General features: G+C 35.1%; 14 protein-coding genes. 7 read left to right on the top strand and 7 right to left on the bottom strand.

The genetic code is table 11. The features are described 5' to 3' along the window. Positions 1–121 precede the first annotated feature (121 nt). The 3 genes from EXIGUO8A_RS08205 (at position 122) to EXIGUO8A_RS08195 (ending at position 3482) form a co-directional block, all read left to right on the top strand. Positions 122–1831: a GMC oxidoreductase gene (locus EXIGUO8A_RS08205; protein ID WP_116771924.1), complete on the top strand. Its 1710-nt coding sequence runs from the start codon at positions 122–124 to the stop codon at positions 1829–1831. Then, complete coding sequence (locus EXIGUO8A_RS08200) at positions 1831–2478, top strand: gluconate 2-dehydrogenase subunit 3 family protein (protein ID WP_159302731.1); 648 nt, start codon at positions 1831–1833, stop codon at positions 2476–2478. The genes EXIGUO8A_RS08205 and EXIGUO8A_RS08200 overlap by 1 nt, the downstream gene beginning before the upstream one ends. Before the next feature lie 80 nt (positions 2479–2558). Beyond that, positions 2559–3482: a hydroxypyruvate isomerase family protein gene (locus EXIGUO8A_RS08195; protein ID WP_159302730.1), complete on the top strand. Its 924-nt coding sequence runs from the start codon at positions 2559–2561 to the stop codon at positions 3480–3482. Positions 3483–4052: 570 nt separating this feature from the next. Here EXIGUO8A_RS08195 and EXIGUO8A_RS08190 read toward each other — a convergent pair. The 4 genes from EXIGUO8A_RS08190 to EXIGUO8A_RS08175 form a co-directional block, all read right to left on the bottom strand. Continuing rightward, on the bottom strand, positions 4053–6533 hold the full coding sequence (locus EXIGUO8A_RS08190; protein ID WP_159302729.1) for a ribonucleoside-diphosphate reductase subunit alpha: 2481 nt from the start codon (positions 6531–6533) through the stop codon (positions 4053–4055). A 121-nt stretch (positions 6534–6654) separates the two neighbouring features. Further along, on the bottom strand, positions 6655–7641 hold the full coding sequence (locus tag EXIGUO8A_RS08185) for a ribonucleotide-diphosphate reductase subunit beta (RefSeq protein ID WP_159302728.1): 987 nt from the start codon (positions 7639–7641) through the stop codon (positions 6655–6657). A 489-nt stretch (positions 7642–8130) separates the two neighbouring features. Further along, positions 8131–8694: a hypothetical protein gene (locus EXIGUO8A_RS08180; RefSeq protein WP_116771929.1), complete on the bottom strand. Its 564-nt coding sequence runs from the start codon at positions 8692–8694 to the stop codon at positions 8131–8133. A 15-nt stretch (positions 8695–8709) separates the two neighbouring features. After that, positions 8710–8850, bottom strand: a complete 141-nt coding sequence (locus EXIGUO8A_RS08175; RefSeq protein WP_159302727.1) for a hypothetical protein — start codon at positions 8848–8850, stop codon at positions 8710–8712. Positions 8851–9155: 305 nt separating this feature from the next. Here EXIGUO8A_RS08175 and EXIGUO8A_RS08170 point away from each other — a divergent pair, with 305 nt between their 5' ends. Both EXIGUO8A_RS08170 and EXIGUO8A_RS08165 read left to right on the top strand, forming a co-directional pair. Beyond that, complete coding sequence (locus EXIGUO8A_RS08170) at positions 9156–9890, top strand: LytR/AlgR family response regulator transcription factor (RefSeq protein ID WP_116771930.1); 735 nt, start codon at positions 9156–9158, stop codon at positions 9888–9890. A 90-nt stretch (positions 9891–9980) separates the two neighbouring features. Then, positions 9981–11873, top strand: coding sequence for a tetratricopeptide repeat-containing sensor histidine kinase (locus EXIGUO8A_RS08165; RefSeq protein WP_159302726.1), 1893 nt, complete (start codon positions 9981–9983; stop codon positions 11871–11873). Here the strand turns inward: EXIGUO8A_RS08165 and EXIGUO8A_RS08160 are convergent. Beyond that, positions 11866–12435 (bottom strand): DUF3109 family protein, encoded by a 570-nt coding sequence (locus tag EXIGUO8A_RS08160; RefSeq protein ID WP_159304418.1) that lies wholly within the window; start codon positions 12433–12435, stop codon positions 11866–11868. The two genes, EXIGUO8A_RS08165 and EXIGUO8A_RS08160, sit on opposite strands and share 8 nt — an antisense overlap. Before the next feature lie 116 nt (positions 12436–12551). Between EXIGUO8A_RS08160 and EXIGUO8A_RS08155 the strand changes: the two genes are divergently transcribed. Together EXIGUO8A_RS08155 and EXIGUO8A_RS08150 are read left to right on the top strand one after the other, a co-directional pair. Beyond that, positions 12552–13130: a MarC family protein gene (locus EXIGUO8A_RS08155; protein ID WP_116771980.1), complete on the top strand. Its 579-nt coding sequence runs from the start codon at positions 12552–12554 to the stop codon at positions 13128–13130. A gap of 36 nt (positions 13131–13166) precedes the next feature. Further along, a complete protein-coding gene (locus EXIGUO8A_RS08150; RefSeq protein ID WP_116771932.1) occupies positions 13167–13370 on the top strand; it encodes a hypothetical protein in 204 nt (67 codons plus the stop codon). On the opposite strand, the gene EXIGUO8A_RS08145 is transcribed toward EXIGUO8A_RS08150, so the two are convergent. Both EXIGUO8A_RS08145 and EXIGUO8A_RS08140 read right to left on the bottom strand, forming a co-directional pair. Beyond that, complete coding sequence (locus tag EXIGUO8A_RS08145; protein ID WP_116771981.1) at positions 13367–14992, bottom strand: S41 family peptidase; 1626 nt, start codon at positions 14990–14992, stop codon at positions 13367–13369. The genes EXIGUO8A_RS08150 and EXIGUO8A_RS08145 overlap by 4 nt on opposite strands. 14 nt (positions 14993–15006) lie before the next feature. Continuing rightward, complete coding sequence (locus EXIGUO8A_RS08140; protein ID WP_159302725.1) at positions 15007–15444, bottom strand: deoxycytidylate deaminase; 438 nt, start codon at positions 15442–15444, stop codon at positions 15007–15009. Positions 15445–15499: the final 55 nt, after the last annotated feature.

Below are 15499 nucleotides of genomic sequence, written 5' to 3'. Positions count from 1 at the left end.
ATTATGACTAAATCTATCGCATATGCAAGATGCATATTTTAGCGAATTTCGCAAGAAGAATGGACAATAAATGTATAGAATTAATTTAATATTTAATAAATTTAGAGATTAAACAACTTTTATGAGCAAATTTTATTACAATGAAGAGCAGGAGTCCTATGACGCTATAGTTGTAGGAACCGGAATTAGTGGTGGTTGGGCCGCGAAAGAATTATGCGAGGCCGGTCTTAAAACACTGGTTTTAGAACGTGGTCGTATGGTAAAACATATTGAAGATTACGAGACAGCAAATATGGATCCGTGGGATTTTCCAAATGCAGGGCAACCTACCAAGGAAATCATAGCCCAACAACCCAAACAGAACAGAACCGGCTACACTACAAATCAAGCTAGCCATATGTGGTTCGTTAATGACCTTAAACACCCGTATAACGAAACCAAACGATTTGATTGGATGAGAGGCTACCATTTAGGTGGTCGTTCTTTACAATGGGGGCGTCAAAGTTACCGTTTAAGCGATATTGATTTTGAGGCAAATAAAAAAGAAGGTATTGCCGTAGATTGGCCAGTACGATATAAAGATATAGCACCTTGGTACGATAAGGTAGAGGAGTATATAGGTGTAAGTGGTGAGAACTTGGGTCTAGAACAATTACCCGATGGAAAGTTTTTACCAATGATGGAACTTAACTGTGTTGAACAAGAGTTTAGGGAAAAAGTTGCAGAGAATTTCGACGGTCGTGTGGTAACAGCGGGTAGAACTGCACACATTACAGGTACCAAACAATTTGACGGCAGAAGTAAATGTCAATTTAGAAATAGATGTATTAGAGGGTGTCCTTTTGGGGCTTACTTCAGTAGTTTATCATCAACCTTACCGGCAGCGGAAGCTACTGGTAATATGACATTAAGACCAGACTCTATTGTACATGAAGTAATGTACGATCCAGATACAAAGAAAGCAACAGGCGTAAAAGTGATTGATGCAAATACGAAAGAAACTTTTGAGTTCAAGGCTAAGGTAATTTTCTTATGTGCCTCTGCTATTGCTTCTACATCTATACTAATGCAATCTAAATCTGATACATTCCCTAACGGTATGGGTAATGCATCTGATCAATTGGGCCGTAACATAATGGACCACCAATTGCAAGTTGGTGCATCGGGTAAATTTGATGGTTTTGATGATAAATATTACAAAGGAAGAAAACCAAGTGGTATCTATATTCCAAGATTTAGAAATTTAGGTGGTGATTCTGACAGAGATTATAAAAGAGGATTTGGCTACCAAGGTGGAGCTTCTAGAGGTAACTGGGAAGAAACCATTGCCGAGCTATCATACGGTAAAGATTTAAAAGAAGCTGTTTTAAAACCAGGTGGATGGACATTTGGTATGATGGGCTTTGGAGAAGTACTACCTTATGAGAACAATAGATTTACCCTAGATTATGATAAATTAGATGATTGGGGATTACCTACGGTTACTTTTGATGCTGAACTACAGGAGAACGAGCTAAAAATGAGAAAAGATATGCTTGAATCTGCTGTAGAAATGCTTGAAAAAGCAGGATTAAGAGATGTTAAAGGGTATGATAATGAAAGTGCCTTAGGCTTAGGTATTCACGAAATGGGTACCGCCCGTATGGGTAGAGACAGAAAAACATCTGTTCTTAACGGTAATAACCAACTTCATGATGTACCGAATGTTTATGTAACAGACGGGTCTTTTATGACCTCGGCAAGTTGCGTAAACCCTTCCCTAACCTATATGGCCTTTACGGCCAGAGCTGCAAACCATGCAGTTCAAGAACTTAAAAAAGGAAACATATAATGGATAGAAGACGCGTATTAAAAAATATGGGGATGTCACTTGGATATATGGTGGCCACCCCAACTTTATTATCGATCGTACAAAGTTGTAAAAGTGAACCAGCGGTAACTTGGACACCTGAGTTTCTAGCTCAAACCGAAGGAAACGTATTAACTAAGTTAGTAGATATTATTTTACCTAAAACCGATACACCTTCTGCTTCCGAAGTACAGGTAGATGTTTTTATCGACAAATTTGCACAAGACGTAATGGAAAAAGAACAACAAGATTTCCTTAAAATGTCGATGAATAAATTTATAGATAAAGCATTGGCAGATTCTGGTAAGGAAAAAGCTGAAGATTTAACTACCGAAGACCTTGAACCTGTTTTAGCTAGTTCTTTAAAGTATACTAAAGAGCAGCAAGCAGAAATGTTCGAGACCATAAATAGCTACACTAAAGCAATCTCTGAAGGCACTACTGCAGAAATAGATGATGAAATATCAAGATTTGCATTTGCCAATAACTTAAGAGGTATGACTATATGGGGCTATAAAGCTTCTGAATATGTTGGCGAAGAAGTATTGGCTTATTTGCCTGTGCCTGGTGAGTACATAGCATGTGGAGATATGCAAGAACTTACAGCTGGTAAGGCATGGTCCTTATAACTAAATAACATTCTAATTGTAAAAAGCCAAGAGTATATATTTTTTATAGCTCTTGGCTTTTTACTTTAAAAAAACCACTCATGAAAAGACGAAGTTTCATTCAAAAAACTGCATTGACTACAGGTGCAATTTCAATAGGAAATACCTTATCATATGCAAATACCTTAAACTCAAAATCAAAGGCTCATACATACAACCTTAAGTATGCGCCACATTTAGGTATGTTTAAACATCTTGCTGGCGAAGACCCTATTGATCAATTGAACTTTATGGCCGACCAAGGTTATACTGCATTTGAAGATAATGAAATGCGAAAACGCCCAGTAGAACAACAAGAAAAAATGGCAAAGACCATGAAGGAACGTGGTCTGGAAATGGGAGTTTTTGTCGCTCATGAGATACATTGGAAAACGCCTAATTTGGCATCTGGAGACCAGGTAAAAAGAGAAGAATTTTTAAATGATATTAAAAATTCGATAGAAGTTGCCAAACGCGTTAATGCCAAATGGATCACTGTTGTACCCGGTCATGTTGACCTGAAACTAAGAATGGGCTACCAAACTGCAAATGTTGTAGAAAGCCTAAGGCAAGCAGCAGCTTTATTGGAGCCGCATAAAATCACAATGGTGTTAGAGCCTTTGAACTTAAGAAATCATCCCGGATTATTTTTAACCGATTCTCCACAAGCTTTTGAAATCTGTAGAGCGGTCAATTCGCCTTCATGTAAAATTTTATTTGACATATATCATCAGCAAATACAAGAAGGTAACCTAATACCGAATATGGAAGCTTCGTGGTCTGAAATTGCATACATTCAAATAGGCGATAACCCTGGCAGAAAAGAACCTACTACCGGAGAAATAAATTACCATAATGTATTTAAATGGATTCATGAACAAGGGTACAATGGCATTCTTGGTATGGAACATGGTAATTCTAGAGACGGTAAAGAAGGGGAATTGGCAGTAATTGAAGCGTATAAAAAGGTAGATGACTTTTTATAGTTAAGACCAACATCTCCCCCTATTTAAATGGCATAACAAAAGAATGTAAAATGCATTTCATCGAATAGCTTCTATTTTTTCGATGAAATGCATATTCGAAATGTAAGAATTAACTTACTTATTCGTTATTTTGTATATGTCCCAATACCTACTAACATTACTCGTCTATGCCGGTCTTCTACTGGCCTCAAAATTATCCTTTTATATTTATAAGAAGATAAAATCAAATTCATTTGAACTATTTCAAATGAAACTAACCTACAAGTGGTTCAACTTCAAAAGTGCCGTAAAATTGACATTTCATGGTCTTTTTAACGATACCATTAAATTTCCGTAATCCAAATTGAATTTTACTGCGTATATAACTTATACCCTAATACTTAAGTTATGGAAAATTACATCACAATATTGATGATATATGCAGCTGCCTTGTTATTTACAACGGTTTTAAAGCCATATATCACGAACGATAAATAAAAGTCCCCTTACTTAACCTCTGGCTTAGCCATATGTAAAAAAGACCCCATTTTGTGGGGTCTTTTTTATGGTTAATTTTAAAATTTCGAATGATTAAGAGCCACACATTAAACAATCATCATCTGCTTGCCCTTCTTTAGCCCTAGCGATCATTTCTTTCATCTCTTGCGGAGATAGCGGTTCAACATCTAATTCTGCCTGAGGCGCCACTTTAGAAACTGCAGATTCAGTGATCACAACTTCACTATCTATAGCTGTAACTACTTCGGTTTTCTTAACCTCATCGGTAGCAACTACTTTTTTCTTGCTATTATCTAAGGTAAACTTGATTGCATCTACAGCTGCTTTGGTACGTAGGTAATACATTCCTGTTTTTAAACCACTCTTCCATGCATAAAAGTGCATTGAGGTCAGTTTAGAATAGTTGGCGTTTTCCATGAACAAATTCAATGATTGACTTTGATCAATAAAATAACCTCTTTGTCTAGACATATCAATAATGTCTTTCATACTAAGTTCCCAAACGGTTTTATAAAGGTCTCTAATGTCTTGCGGAATAGTTTCTATATGCTGTATAGACCCATTAGCCCTCATTAGCTCTTGTTTCATACTTTCGTTCCACATACCCAACTCCACTAAATCTTCTAAAAGATGCTTGTTGACAACTATAAACTCTCCAGACAATACACGTCTTGTATAAATATTAGAGGTATATGGTTCAAAACACTCATTGTTACCTAGAATTTGTGAAGTTGAAGCAGTAGGCATAGGTGCTACCAAGAGAGAATTTCTAACTCCGTTAGACTGTACTTCTTTACGAAGCTTGGCCCAATCCCATCTTCCAGATAATTCATCATCCTTTATACCCCACATATTATATTGAAACTCACCATTCGCCATTGGCGAACCTTCAAAAGTAGAGTATGGACCTTCTTCTTTTGCCATTTCCATAGAAGCAGTCACCGCAGCAAAATACAAGGTTTCAAAAATCTCTTGATTTAGTTTTTTAGCGGCATCACTGGTAAATGGTAAGCGTAACATTATAAAAGCATCTGCTAAACCTTGAACTCCCAAACCAACAGGTCTATGACGCATATTGGAGTTTTCGGCCTCTTTGACCGGATAATAATTTCTATCGATAACCTTGTTCAAGTTTTTGGTTACCCTTTTTGTTACCTTGAACAATTCTTTATGATCAAATTCACCATTTTTAACGAACATTGGCAATGCAATAGACGCCAAATTACAGACAGCAACCTCATCTGGTGCAGTATATTCCATTATCTCGGTACAAAGATTAGATGAGCGAATAGTACCTAGGTTTTGTTGATTGCTCTTGCGGTTGGCCGCATCTTTGTATAGCATATATGGTGTACCTGTCTCTATTTGAGATTCTAGTATTTTTTCCCAAAGCTCACGAGCCTTAACTGTTTTTCTGCCTTTACCTTCGGCTTCATATTTAAGATAAAGCTTTTCAAACTCATCACTATGTCTATTATAAAGATCAGGACATTCATTTGGGCACATTAAGGTCCAATCTTCATTAGCTTCGACCCTTCTCATGAACAAATCTGAAATCCACATGGCATAAAACAAATCCCTTGCACGCATTTCTTCTTTACCATGATTCTTTTTAAGATCCAAAAACTCAAAAATATCGGCATGCCAAGGTTCTAAATAGATAGCAAAACTACCTTTTCGTTTACCGCCACCTTGATCTACATACCTTGCCGTATCATTAAAAACTTGCAGCATTGGCACAATACCATTTGAAGTACCGTTGGTACCTGCTATATAAGATCCTGTAGCTCTAATATTATGTATAGACAAACCGATACCACCTGCCGATTGTGAAATTTTAGCGGTTTGTTTTAATGTATCGTAAATACCCTCTATACTGTCATCTTTCATAGCCAAAAGAAAACATGAGGACATTTGAGGTTTTGGAGTACCAGAATTGAACAATGTTGGTGTAGCGTGGGTAAAATACTTTTTAGACATAAGTTCATATGTCTCAATAGCAGCATCTAAATCATTTAAATGTATACCAACAGATACACGCATTAACATATGTTGAGGACGCTCAGCGATCTTTCCATTAATTTTTAATAAATAAGAACGCTCTAATGTTTTAAAACCGAAATAGTCGTAGCTAAAATCCCTGTTATATATAATCGTAGAATCTAATCTCTCTGAGTTTTCAGAAATTACTTTATGAACCTCGTCCGATAGTAAAGGAGCCTTTTTACCCGTTCTTGGGTTTACATAGGTATATAAATCGTTCATTGTTTGAGAAAACGACTTTTTTGTATTCTTATGTAGGTTGGAAACAGAAATACGTGCAGCCAATTTTGCATAATCTGGGTGAGTAGTTGTCATGGTTGCCGCTATCTCTGCCGCAAGATTATCCAATTCAGAGGTTGTTACCCCATCATATAATCCTTCTATGACTCTCATGGCAACTTTAAGGGGATCAACAAGACCGTTTAGACCATAACATAATTTACGTACACGTGCAGTGATCTTATCGAACATGACCACTTCTTTTCTTCCATCTCTTTTAACTACGAACATTGGCTACAAAAATTTTAGGTTACTACTATTTTAAATTTATTAAATGTTAAAAATTTAACATTTAAAATAAAGGCACAACATTCCAATGATTAGCATAAAGAATGTTAGTACTGTATATTGTTTAGAAATCGGCGTCGAAGCTGATTTTCTGGGAATCATCATCCTTATCTTTATTCAAAACACCAGCTTTCTGATATTCAGATACACGTTTCTCAAAGAAATTGGTCTTACCTTGTAATGAAATCATATCCATAAAGTCAAATGGATTACTAGCATTGTAAACCCTATCACATTCTAATTCAACCAACAGTCTATCGGTTACAAATTCTAAATACTGGGTCATTAATTTGGAGTTCATACCAATTAAACTAACCGGTAATGATTCTGTGATAAACTCGCGTTCTATGTCTAGGGCATTGGTTAGAATCTCTGTTATACGCTCTTTCGGCACTTTATTCATTAAGTGTTTGTTATGCAAGTGAACGGCATAATCGCAATGCATACCTTCATCTCGTGATATAAGCTCGTTTGAAAAAGTTAAACCAGGCATTAACCCTCTTTTTTTCAACCAAAATATGGAACAAAATGCTCCGGAGAAAAATATACCTTCAACTGCTGCGAACGCGATTAAACGTTCGGCAAAACTTGGAGATTCAATCCAGTTTAAAGCCCAATCTGCTTTTTTCTTAATTGCAGGAAAATTTTCTAATGCTTTAAAAAGGACATTTTTTTCCTTTTCATCTTTCACATAAGTATCAATCAGCAAAGAATAGGTTTCAGAATGAATGTTCTCCATCATAATCTGAAATCCGTAAAAGAATTTTGCCTCTGCATACTGAACTTCACTGACAAAATTTTCGGCCAAGTTTTCATTGACTATTCCGTCAGAAGCGGCAAAGAATGCAAGAATATGTTTTATAAAATAGCGCTCATCATCATTCAACTTATTATTCCAGTCATTCAAGTCTTCATGCAAATCAATTTCCTCTGCTGTCCAAAAACAAGCCTCACATTTTTTATACCATTCCCATAGGTCATCATGTTTAATAGGGAAAATAACAAAACGATCATCATTTGGCTCCAAAATAGGCTCTAAAGCTGCGGACATAGTATTTAAATTTTTAAAATTAGTTGTGAAAAAGAATACAATCTTCTTTCATGAAGGTACTAACAAAGATTCAAAATTGTATTGAAAATATGAAGCTAGTTTAGGTATTTGCCTTACAAAGTTTTTAACATAACATGTTGAAATGTGCTCTCGTTCTAAGTGTTCACTACCCTCAACGAAATAAGGGCTCAGCGTTAATTTTAGGTAAAGTTAAAACATGTTTTTTTTAAACCAAAAAGTATAAAAAATCATACTAAATGGTTTATTGGCGAAAGCTTGAAATAAGGTGAAAGTTAGTTTCTGAAATAAAAAATGTACGGCCCCACTAATGCTTCTATTATGAAAAATGCCCACCAAGACTAATAAAGGTAGTTCCCCCGAAACCTTTTCTTAGAATGTAATCATACGACTAAACGTATTAATACTATTTGGCGCTCAAACATTAGATATAAGGCAACATACACTACCTTATAAAGAACCGTACTATTTTTAAACTTTTATACCTGCTTTAAAGACTCCTTGAACTTTCAAAGATTCTCCGTTTGCATTCTCTAATTGTACTTCTAATTTTCCATCTACTTTATTAGAAATACTCTCTGTAATTATAATATCTCCAGATTTAATAAAGAAAGGTAATTCACTCACCTCCTTTAAATCTGCAAAACCATAAACACCGTTAAAACTATTGATCAAACAGTGAATATTCTTAATTTTATGTTTACCCGTTGGCACTCCCTTAGTTTTCTTATAATCAGAAGCTATAATAAATTCAAGGTTATGCTTTTTACCGGCATCACAATCTGTGAAGCTCAACACCAACTTATCTGCTTTATTACCAAACTTATCTAGCTCAGTAATTCTTTTAAAAGATGCAGAACCGTCTATGTGAAAACTAGAACTACCACCTATATTAAAACTACAAGTGCCATTCTCTAAACTTGCGTTTCCTATTTCACTTTTAGCCCCACTGGCCAACAACATAAATGGAACTATACCAAAACAAATCAATTTCAATGATTTACCAACAAACCGTAAAGTACTCTGTAAGATCATTAGTTAAACTTTGAATTATGGTCTATTCACTTTAGTTAAATTTTGTTCAATAGCTACTTCCATATTTCCACTAAAAGATTCTTCATCTTCCATTACATGAGATGCGATCCACAAGATCACAATAAAAAATGCCAACATAACACCGCATCTTCTCATTTCTATTTCATTTATAATATACTGAACTCTAGGCTAAAGGTAATTTTAAGGCTAAATAGCCTATAGCTATTTTGTATAATCTGTGCTCTTTTATGTATAAACGGACCATGAAAAATTGAAAAGATTTACTGAAAATATAAAATGTAAGTCTTTTCTTTCATTTTGATATGATTTAGAAAGGTTTAACACCCTTAACGCAAAATATACCGATTACACTAAAATTTCATCCATTGATACAAATTAGCATATGAAAACTGCACAAACGCTTAATTTTTCATAACTTTCTAACTTGATACCCTAACATTATGCTACAAGCTGTAATTGTTGATGATGAAATAAAAGCACTACAAAGCTTAACGTGGGAGCTCACTAATTTTAGTGATGAAATTAATGTAATTGCTTCATTTACAAATCCGAACGAAGCACTATCGTACTTAGAAACACACACGCCAGATTGCCTATTTTTAGATATAGAAATGCCCACAATGGACGGATTTCAATTTATTAGAAAACTGACCAACAAAAATTTTCCTGTTGTAATAACCACCGCTTACAATCAATATGCCCTAAAAGCTATTAAAAGTCAAGCCTTAGATTATCTTTTAAAACCGATCGATACCGATGATCTGGAAGAAACCATTGTTAAGATCAAAAAGTTTAACAGTAAGAACTTTTCTGTTGAAAAGTTAGAAATGGCCCTTTTAAATTATAACTCTAGAGCCGTTCACAAGCGAATTACGCTAAATACAGACGGTAAATTGCTATTTTTAGAGAGTGATGAAATATTGTATGCCGAATCTGATGGTAATTATAGTACCATTTTTTTAACCGATGGTCAAAAAATAGTGCTAACCAAAAAACTGAAGGAGGTTAATGAATTATTACCTTCCGATTCTTTTTTTAGGATTCATAATTCATATATCATCAACCTTAATAAGATAAAGGAATTTTTAAAGACAGATGGTTATGTAGTCTTAAAATCGAACCATAAAATACCCGTTTCCCGACAAAAAAAATCAGATTTTTTAGACATGTTATAGGGCTTTCCCCTAACAGAATTTTTCAAAGCTTTTTCTCAATCAATAGTGCATAAACTCAGGTACAAATTCCATTTCTTTTTTCTCTATGCTTTGGCACTGTCTTTACACGGTTATGCTCAGGGTACCTCTAATGAGTTAAAAGAAAATTTGGATAGTCTTCTTATAGTAACCCCAAAAACTTTTAAGGAGATCGATGGTCTTCTACATCCATTTAAGAACGACAGTATACAATTACGCTATATTCAAGAAAAGTCCGTCAATAGAAAATATAGCCTAGGTCAGGCTTATGCTTTAAATCAACTAGGTTCTATTTACAGAGACAAAGAACTATATTCGCAAGCATTAGAATTATACCAACAAGCATTACATTTATCGGTAGAGGCCAATAGCATAGAATTTAGGGTGTATAGCCTTAATAACATCAGTAGTGTATACTCTAGAACAGATGCTGTAAAATCTGCATTGGATTACAGCCAAAATGCCCTTGAACTAGCTGAAACCGTTAACAACCCTAGCGATGCTCTTAAAAGAAGTATTATAGCCTCATTAAATAACATTGGGGCAACCTATCAAATGCTAGAACAATATGAACTAGCGATTGAAAAGTATGAAAGATCCATGTCTCTTGAAAAAGAGTTGGATGACAAACTGGGGTTGGCCATTAACCATAAAAATGTTGGCGAATGTTATGAGGCACAAGCCATACTAGACCCTGCATTAACGAATTTTAGAAAATCACTCGTTTATTATGAGATTATAGATTCTAACAAGGGTAAAATAATGTGTAACTATAACATTGCCCATGTATATGTTCATCAAGGAAAAATACAAGAAGCCATAGATATTCTACAATCCAATTTAATTAAGGCTAAAGCTATCAACGACCAAAATATCATTACCACGATCTATATAAATCTTGGTTGGGCTTTTATACGCCTAGGTGATTACACAGCGGCACAGACTAATCTAGAATCGGGGTTGACCCTGGCCAAATCTAACAACATAAATGCAGAAATAGCGGAGGCCAATAAATTTCTATCTGAACTTTGGATCAAAAAAGATGATTACCAAAAGGGGATGAGTTATTATAAAGATTTTAAAAAATATGAAGAACGCATTACAAACTCCCTAAACTTAAGGTATGTTAATGATATGATTCTGCGATACGAATCTGAAATGAGGGAAAATCAATTGGAACGCCTGGCAGAAGAAAATGAATCTGTTCGTTTAAAGCTGAGGAAAAACAAGACCATGTTGATTATCATTGGTATCTCGTTGATATTATTAATCGGTATTTTATACATTCTTTACCGTCAAAGCCAACTGAATGCAGACAAAAAATTATTGACCTTGGAACAAAGTATGTTACGAAGTCAAATGAATCCACATTTTTTATTCAACTCTCTAAATTCCATTAAATTATATATTATAAATAATGAGAAAAAGAATGCCGTTCATTATTTAAACAAGTTTTCAAAATTAGTAAGGAAGATTTTAGAAGCATCGTCGCAGCGTGAAATCTCATTAGCTGAGGAATTGGAAACCGTAGAACTTTACATGAACATAGAAAACATTAGATTTTCTAATGAAATCAATTTTACCGTTCATATTAAAGATGATATCGATGTACACAACATTAAAATTCCCTCTCTAATTCTTCAACCATTTTTAGAGAATGCCTTATGGCACGGATTATCTTCAAAAGACGGTGCTAAAAATATAGATTTAGAGGTCAAAAGAGGAAAAAACGGCTTTATAGAAATTGTTATTACCGATAACGGTGTGGGCAGAGACGCTGCTGAGAAAATAAAGGATAGCAAAGTTCTTAAAAGAAAATCTGTTGGTATTGATATTACCAAAGAACGTTTAGCCAACTTTTCCCGAGATTACGAGAATTATTTCCATGTTGATATCATTGACAAATTTGATGATGAAACCAACCCTGTTGGCACCCAAATTGTCATCTACATACCAACTATTTAAGATGGTCTTCAGCCACCTCTTCTAACTCCTTATACCAAGCTTCACCAAATTTTCTAATTAAAGCTTCTTTAACGAACTTATAAATAGGCACTTTCAATTCGTCTCCTAAGGCACAGGCAGGATCGCATATATGCCACTTATGATAATTAACCGCTGTCAATTCTGTGTACTCTCTAACTCTTACTGGGTACAGATGGCAAGAAACCGGCTTTTTCCAATCAATTACACCTTGGTTATAAGCCTCTTCAATACCGCATTTGGCAACTTTCTTATCATCAAAAATTACGTAAGCACATTCGCTACCGTTTACCAAAGGGGTTTCCCACTCACCATCTTCGCCCTTTACAAAAGCTCCTTCTTTTTCAATAACCAATATTCCTTCCGGTCTAAGAAAAGGTTTAACCTTGGCATAGATATCAACCATAATTTCGGTTTCGTTATCATCTACAGGTGCACCTGCCTCTCCATCTACACAACACCCACCTTTGCAGGCACTCAAATTGCAGACAAAATCATTCTCTATTATTTCCTCGGATACTATGGTTTTTCCTAATTGAAACATGGCGTAGTTTAAAGGGCGCAAGATACATATTTTAAAAAAGTATAAATCCTAGAATATTTTATAAATAAAGATCCAAGTGCATGTTTATAAACGTAAATTTGCAAAAAATTAGAAAGATGGATCTTCATTTTAATTTAAGGGAAATTGCTACCGCCAGTATGGTTCTATTTGCCGTAATAGATATTTTAGGAAGCATACCGATTATCATAGGCCTAAGAAAGAAAGTAGGCCACATTCAATCTGAAAAAGCTTCTGTAGTAGCAGCTGTGATAATGGTAGCGTTTTTGTTTCTGGGCGAAGAAATCTTAAACTTGATCGGCATAGATGTAAATTCATTTGCCGTGGCCGGTGCTTTTATTATTTTCTTTTTAGCAATTGAAATGATATTGGGAATCACCCTTTATAAAGACGATGAACCGGAAAGTGCATCTGTTGTACCCATAGCTTTTCCATTAATTGCAGGTGCAGGTACACTAACCTCTTTACTTTCCTTAAGGGCAGAATATTACGTAGAAAATATTATTGTAGCTATAATCGTCAACATTGTGTTCGTATTTATTGTCTTGAAATCATCGGGCAAGATTGAAAAAATGTTAGGAAAAAATGGGGTGAACGTTATTAGAAAAGTATTTGGGGTTATACTAATGGCCATAGCCGTTAAATTATTCGCTGCCAATATAAATCAACTTTTCTAGACCGTTAGAAGATTGTATTTTTATAAAAACAAATTTATGAGCAAGACATTATCCATCATATTCATAGTTATTGCAATTGCTTTAATCGCCTATAACGTAACATTGGTGAATTTTGCAGATCCTTTTGAGAAGAACAGTACTATTGCCTTGATCGGCATAATGGCATCGTTATGTGCCGTTGTACTACTGTTGGTATTTGTAACCAGTAAGAAGATTCAAGACAAGATGAACGAAGACTAATTATAGGTCTTAATTTCGCCAGATTCTTGTTGTTCTATACCGCCACCATCTAATTCCAAAACTTTTTGCAGCATTAAGTCCTCATCAGACTTTATCTTGGCATGTATGTTTGTATTGAACAATTGTTCTGCAATATTGGCCTTTAAGAATAACTTGATGCTTTGCTCATGTTCGTAGAAATTCATTCTAAGGTTTCTGTCTACCGAATATTCCACAAACTTCTCAAAAAGGATATCATCGACCCTAAAATCGTTTACGAATTCTTCTTGGGTATATTGTGCATATCGTTCACGATCTTCATCTAAATGCTCGAATACGAAAAAGGAAATAAACCCTAAGTTATCCATACTGTCAACGGCCTCTTCTTCATTAGTACCAATAGGCACAAAAACATCAGGAATTATTCCACCTCCGCCATAAACTACCTTTCCTTTAGGGGTTACGAACTTTAATGAATCTGCCACTTTTATACTATCAACGGAAATCATTTCACCGCTATGATACCTATCCGTAAAACGCTGATAGTAATCTTTAGTGCCATTAGCGTACGTTTTTTGAATACTTCTACCTGTAGGGGTATAATATCTTGAAACCGTTAATCTAACGGCCGAACCATCGCCTAATGCCATTTCACGCTGTACCAAACCTTTACCAAAAGACCTACGCCCAACTATAGTACCTATGTCATTATCCTGTAATGCTCCAGCAACAATTTCACTGGCAGAGGCTGATCTTTCATTGATCAGAACGTAGATCGGCTTATCTTCGAAACTACCTTCATCGGTTGCAAAACTTTTACTGATCTTACCTTTTTTGTTTTTAGTAAATAAAATGAGTTTACCATCTTCTAAAAATTCATCTGCCATTTCTTCGGCCATACCTAAATAACCACCGGGATTATCACGTAAATCCAGAACCAATTTTTTGGCTCCCCGATTTTGTAGTCTTCCCAAAGCCTCTTTGAACTCTTTGTAGGTTGACTCCGCAAAACGGTTCACCTTTATATAGCCAATATCTTTTGTAAGCATATAAAAGGCATCTACACTTTTTAAGGGAACTATACCGCGTTTTACTTTGACGTTGAATGTTTTGTCTTCTGACTTTCTATATACGGTTAAATCAACCGTGGTGCCTTCTTTACCCTTTAATTTATCTACAATGACCTCACTTGGAAAATCCTTACCATAAAGCGTATCCTTACCGGCCATTAATATACGGTCACCAGGTAAAATTCCCTTCACATAACTAGGACCATCTTTTACCGTTTTAATTACCGCAATGGTATCATGATAAGAGTAGAAATTGATACCTATGCCCACAAAATCGCCCTTCATGTTATCTGCAACACTAGACATTTCTTTTTCAGAAATATAAACCGAATGAGGATCCAATTTTTCTAGAATACTATTTACGGTAACATCAACAATACTATCGGTATTGACATCATCTACATATTCATAATCGATGTAGTCAATTAACCTGTTTAATTTGTCTTTTTTAGAATTGGTTGAGAAAAGTCGTTCTGGAGAGTCATTAAAATTCAGTTTTCCACCAATAAAAAACCCTAATGCAAGAGCAGAAGCGATAATTAAAGGAAATAGAGCACTGTATTTTTTATTCATCATTAGTGTTAACGTTAGTTTGTCACATTTATTTCTGGCATGTGTTGTATTTCAACCCCGGCTTTCTCCAAAAAATTTAATCCGGAATCATCTTTATAACCCACTTGGTACACTACACGTTTAATGCCAGACTGGTGTATTAATTTACTACACTCTCTACAAGGCGATAACGTGATGTATAAAGTAGCCCCTTGACAAGATTGTGTTGAACTTGCCACTTTTAGAATAGCATTGGCTTCTGCATGTAAAACATACCACTTGGTATACCCATCTTCATCTTCACAATAATTCTCAAAACCAGTTGGGGTACCGTTATATCCATCAGAAATTATCATTCTATCCTTAACGATAATTGCACCTACCTGTTTTCTAATACATGACGATAATTTTCCCCATTCTTTGGCCATTCTCAAATAGGCCCTATCATATTTTAATTGTTTTTCTTTCTTCATTAACAGTGAGCTTTAGAAAAGCACATAACCCTAAGTTACCTGCTTTGATCAGTAA

It is taken from the genome of Maribacter litoralis, from assembly GCF_902506355.1.
Lineage (GTDB): Bacteria > Bacteroidota > Bacteroidia > Flavobacteriales > Flavobacteriaceae > Maribacter > Maribacter litoralis.
The sequence above is the reverse complement of the archived record's forward strand: the minus strand, read 5'-3'. Positions and strand labels throughout refer to the sequence as shown.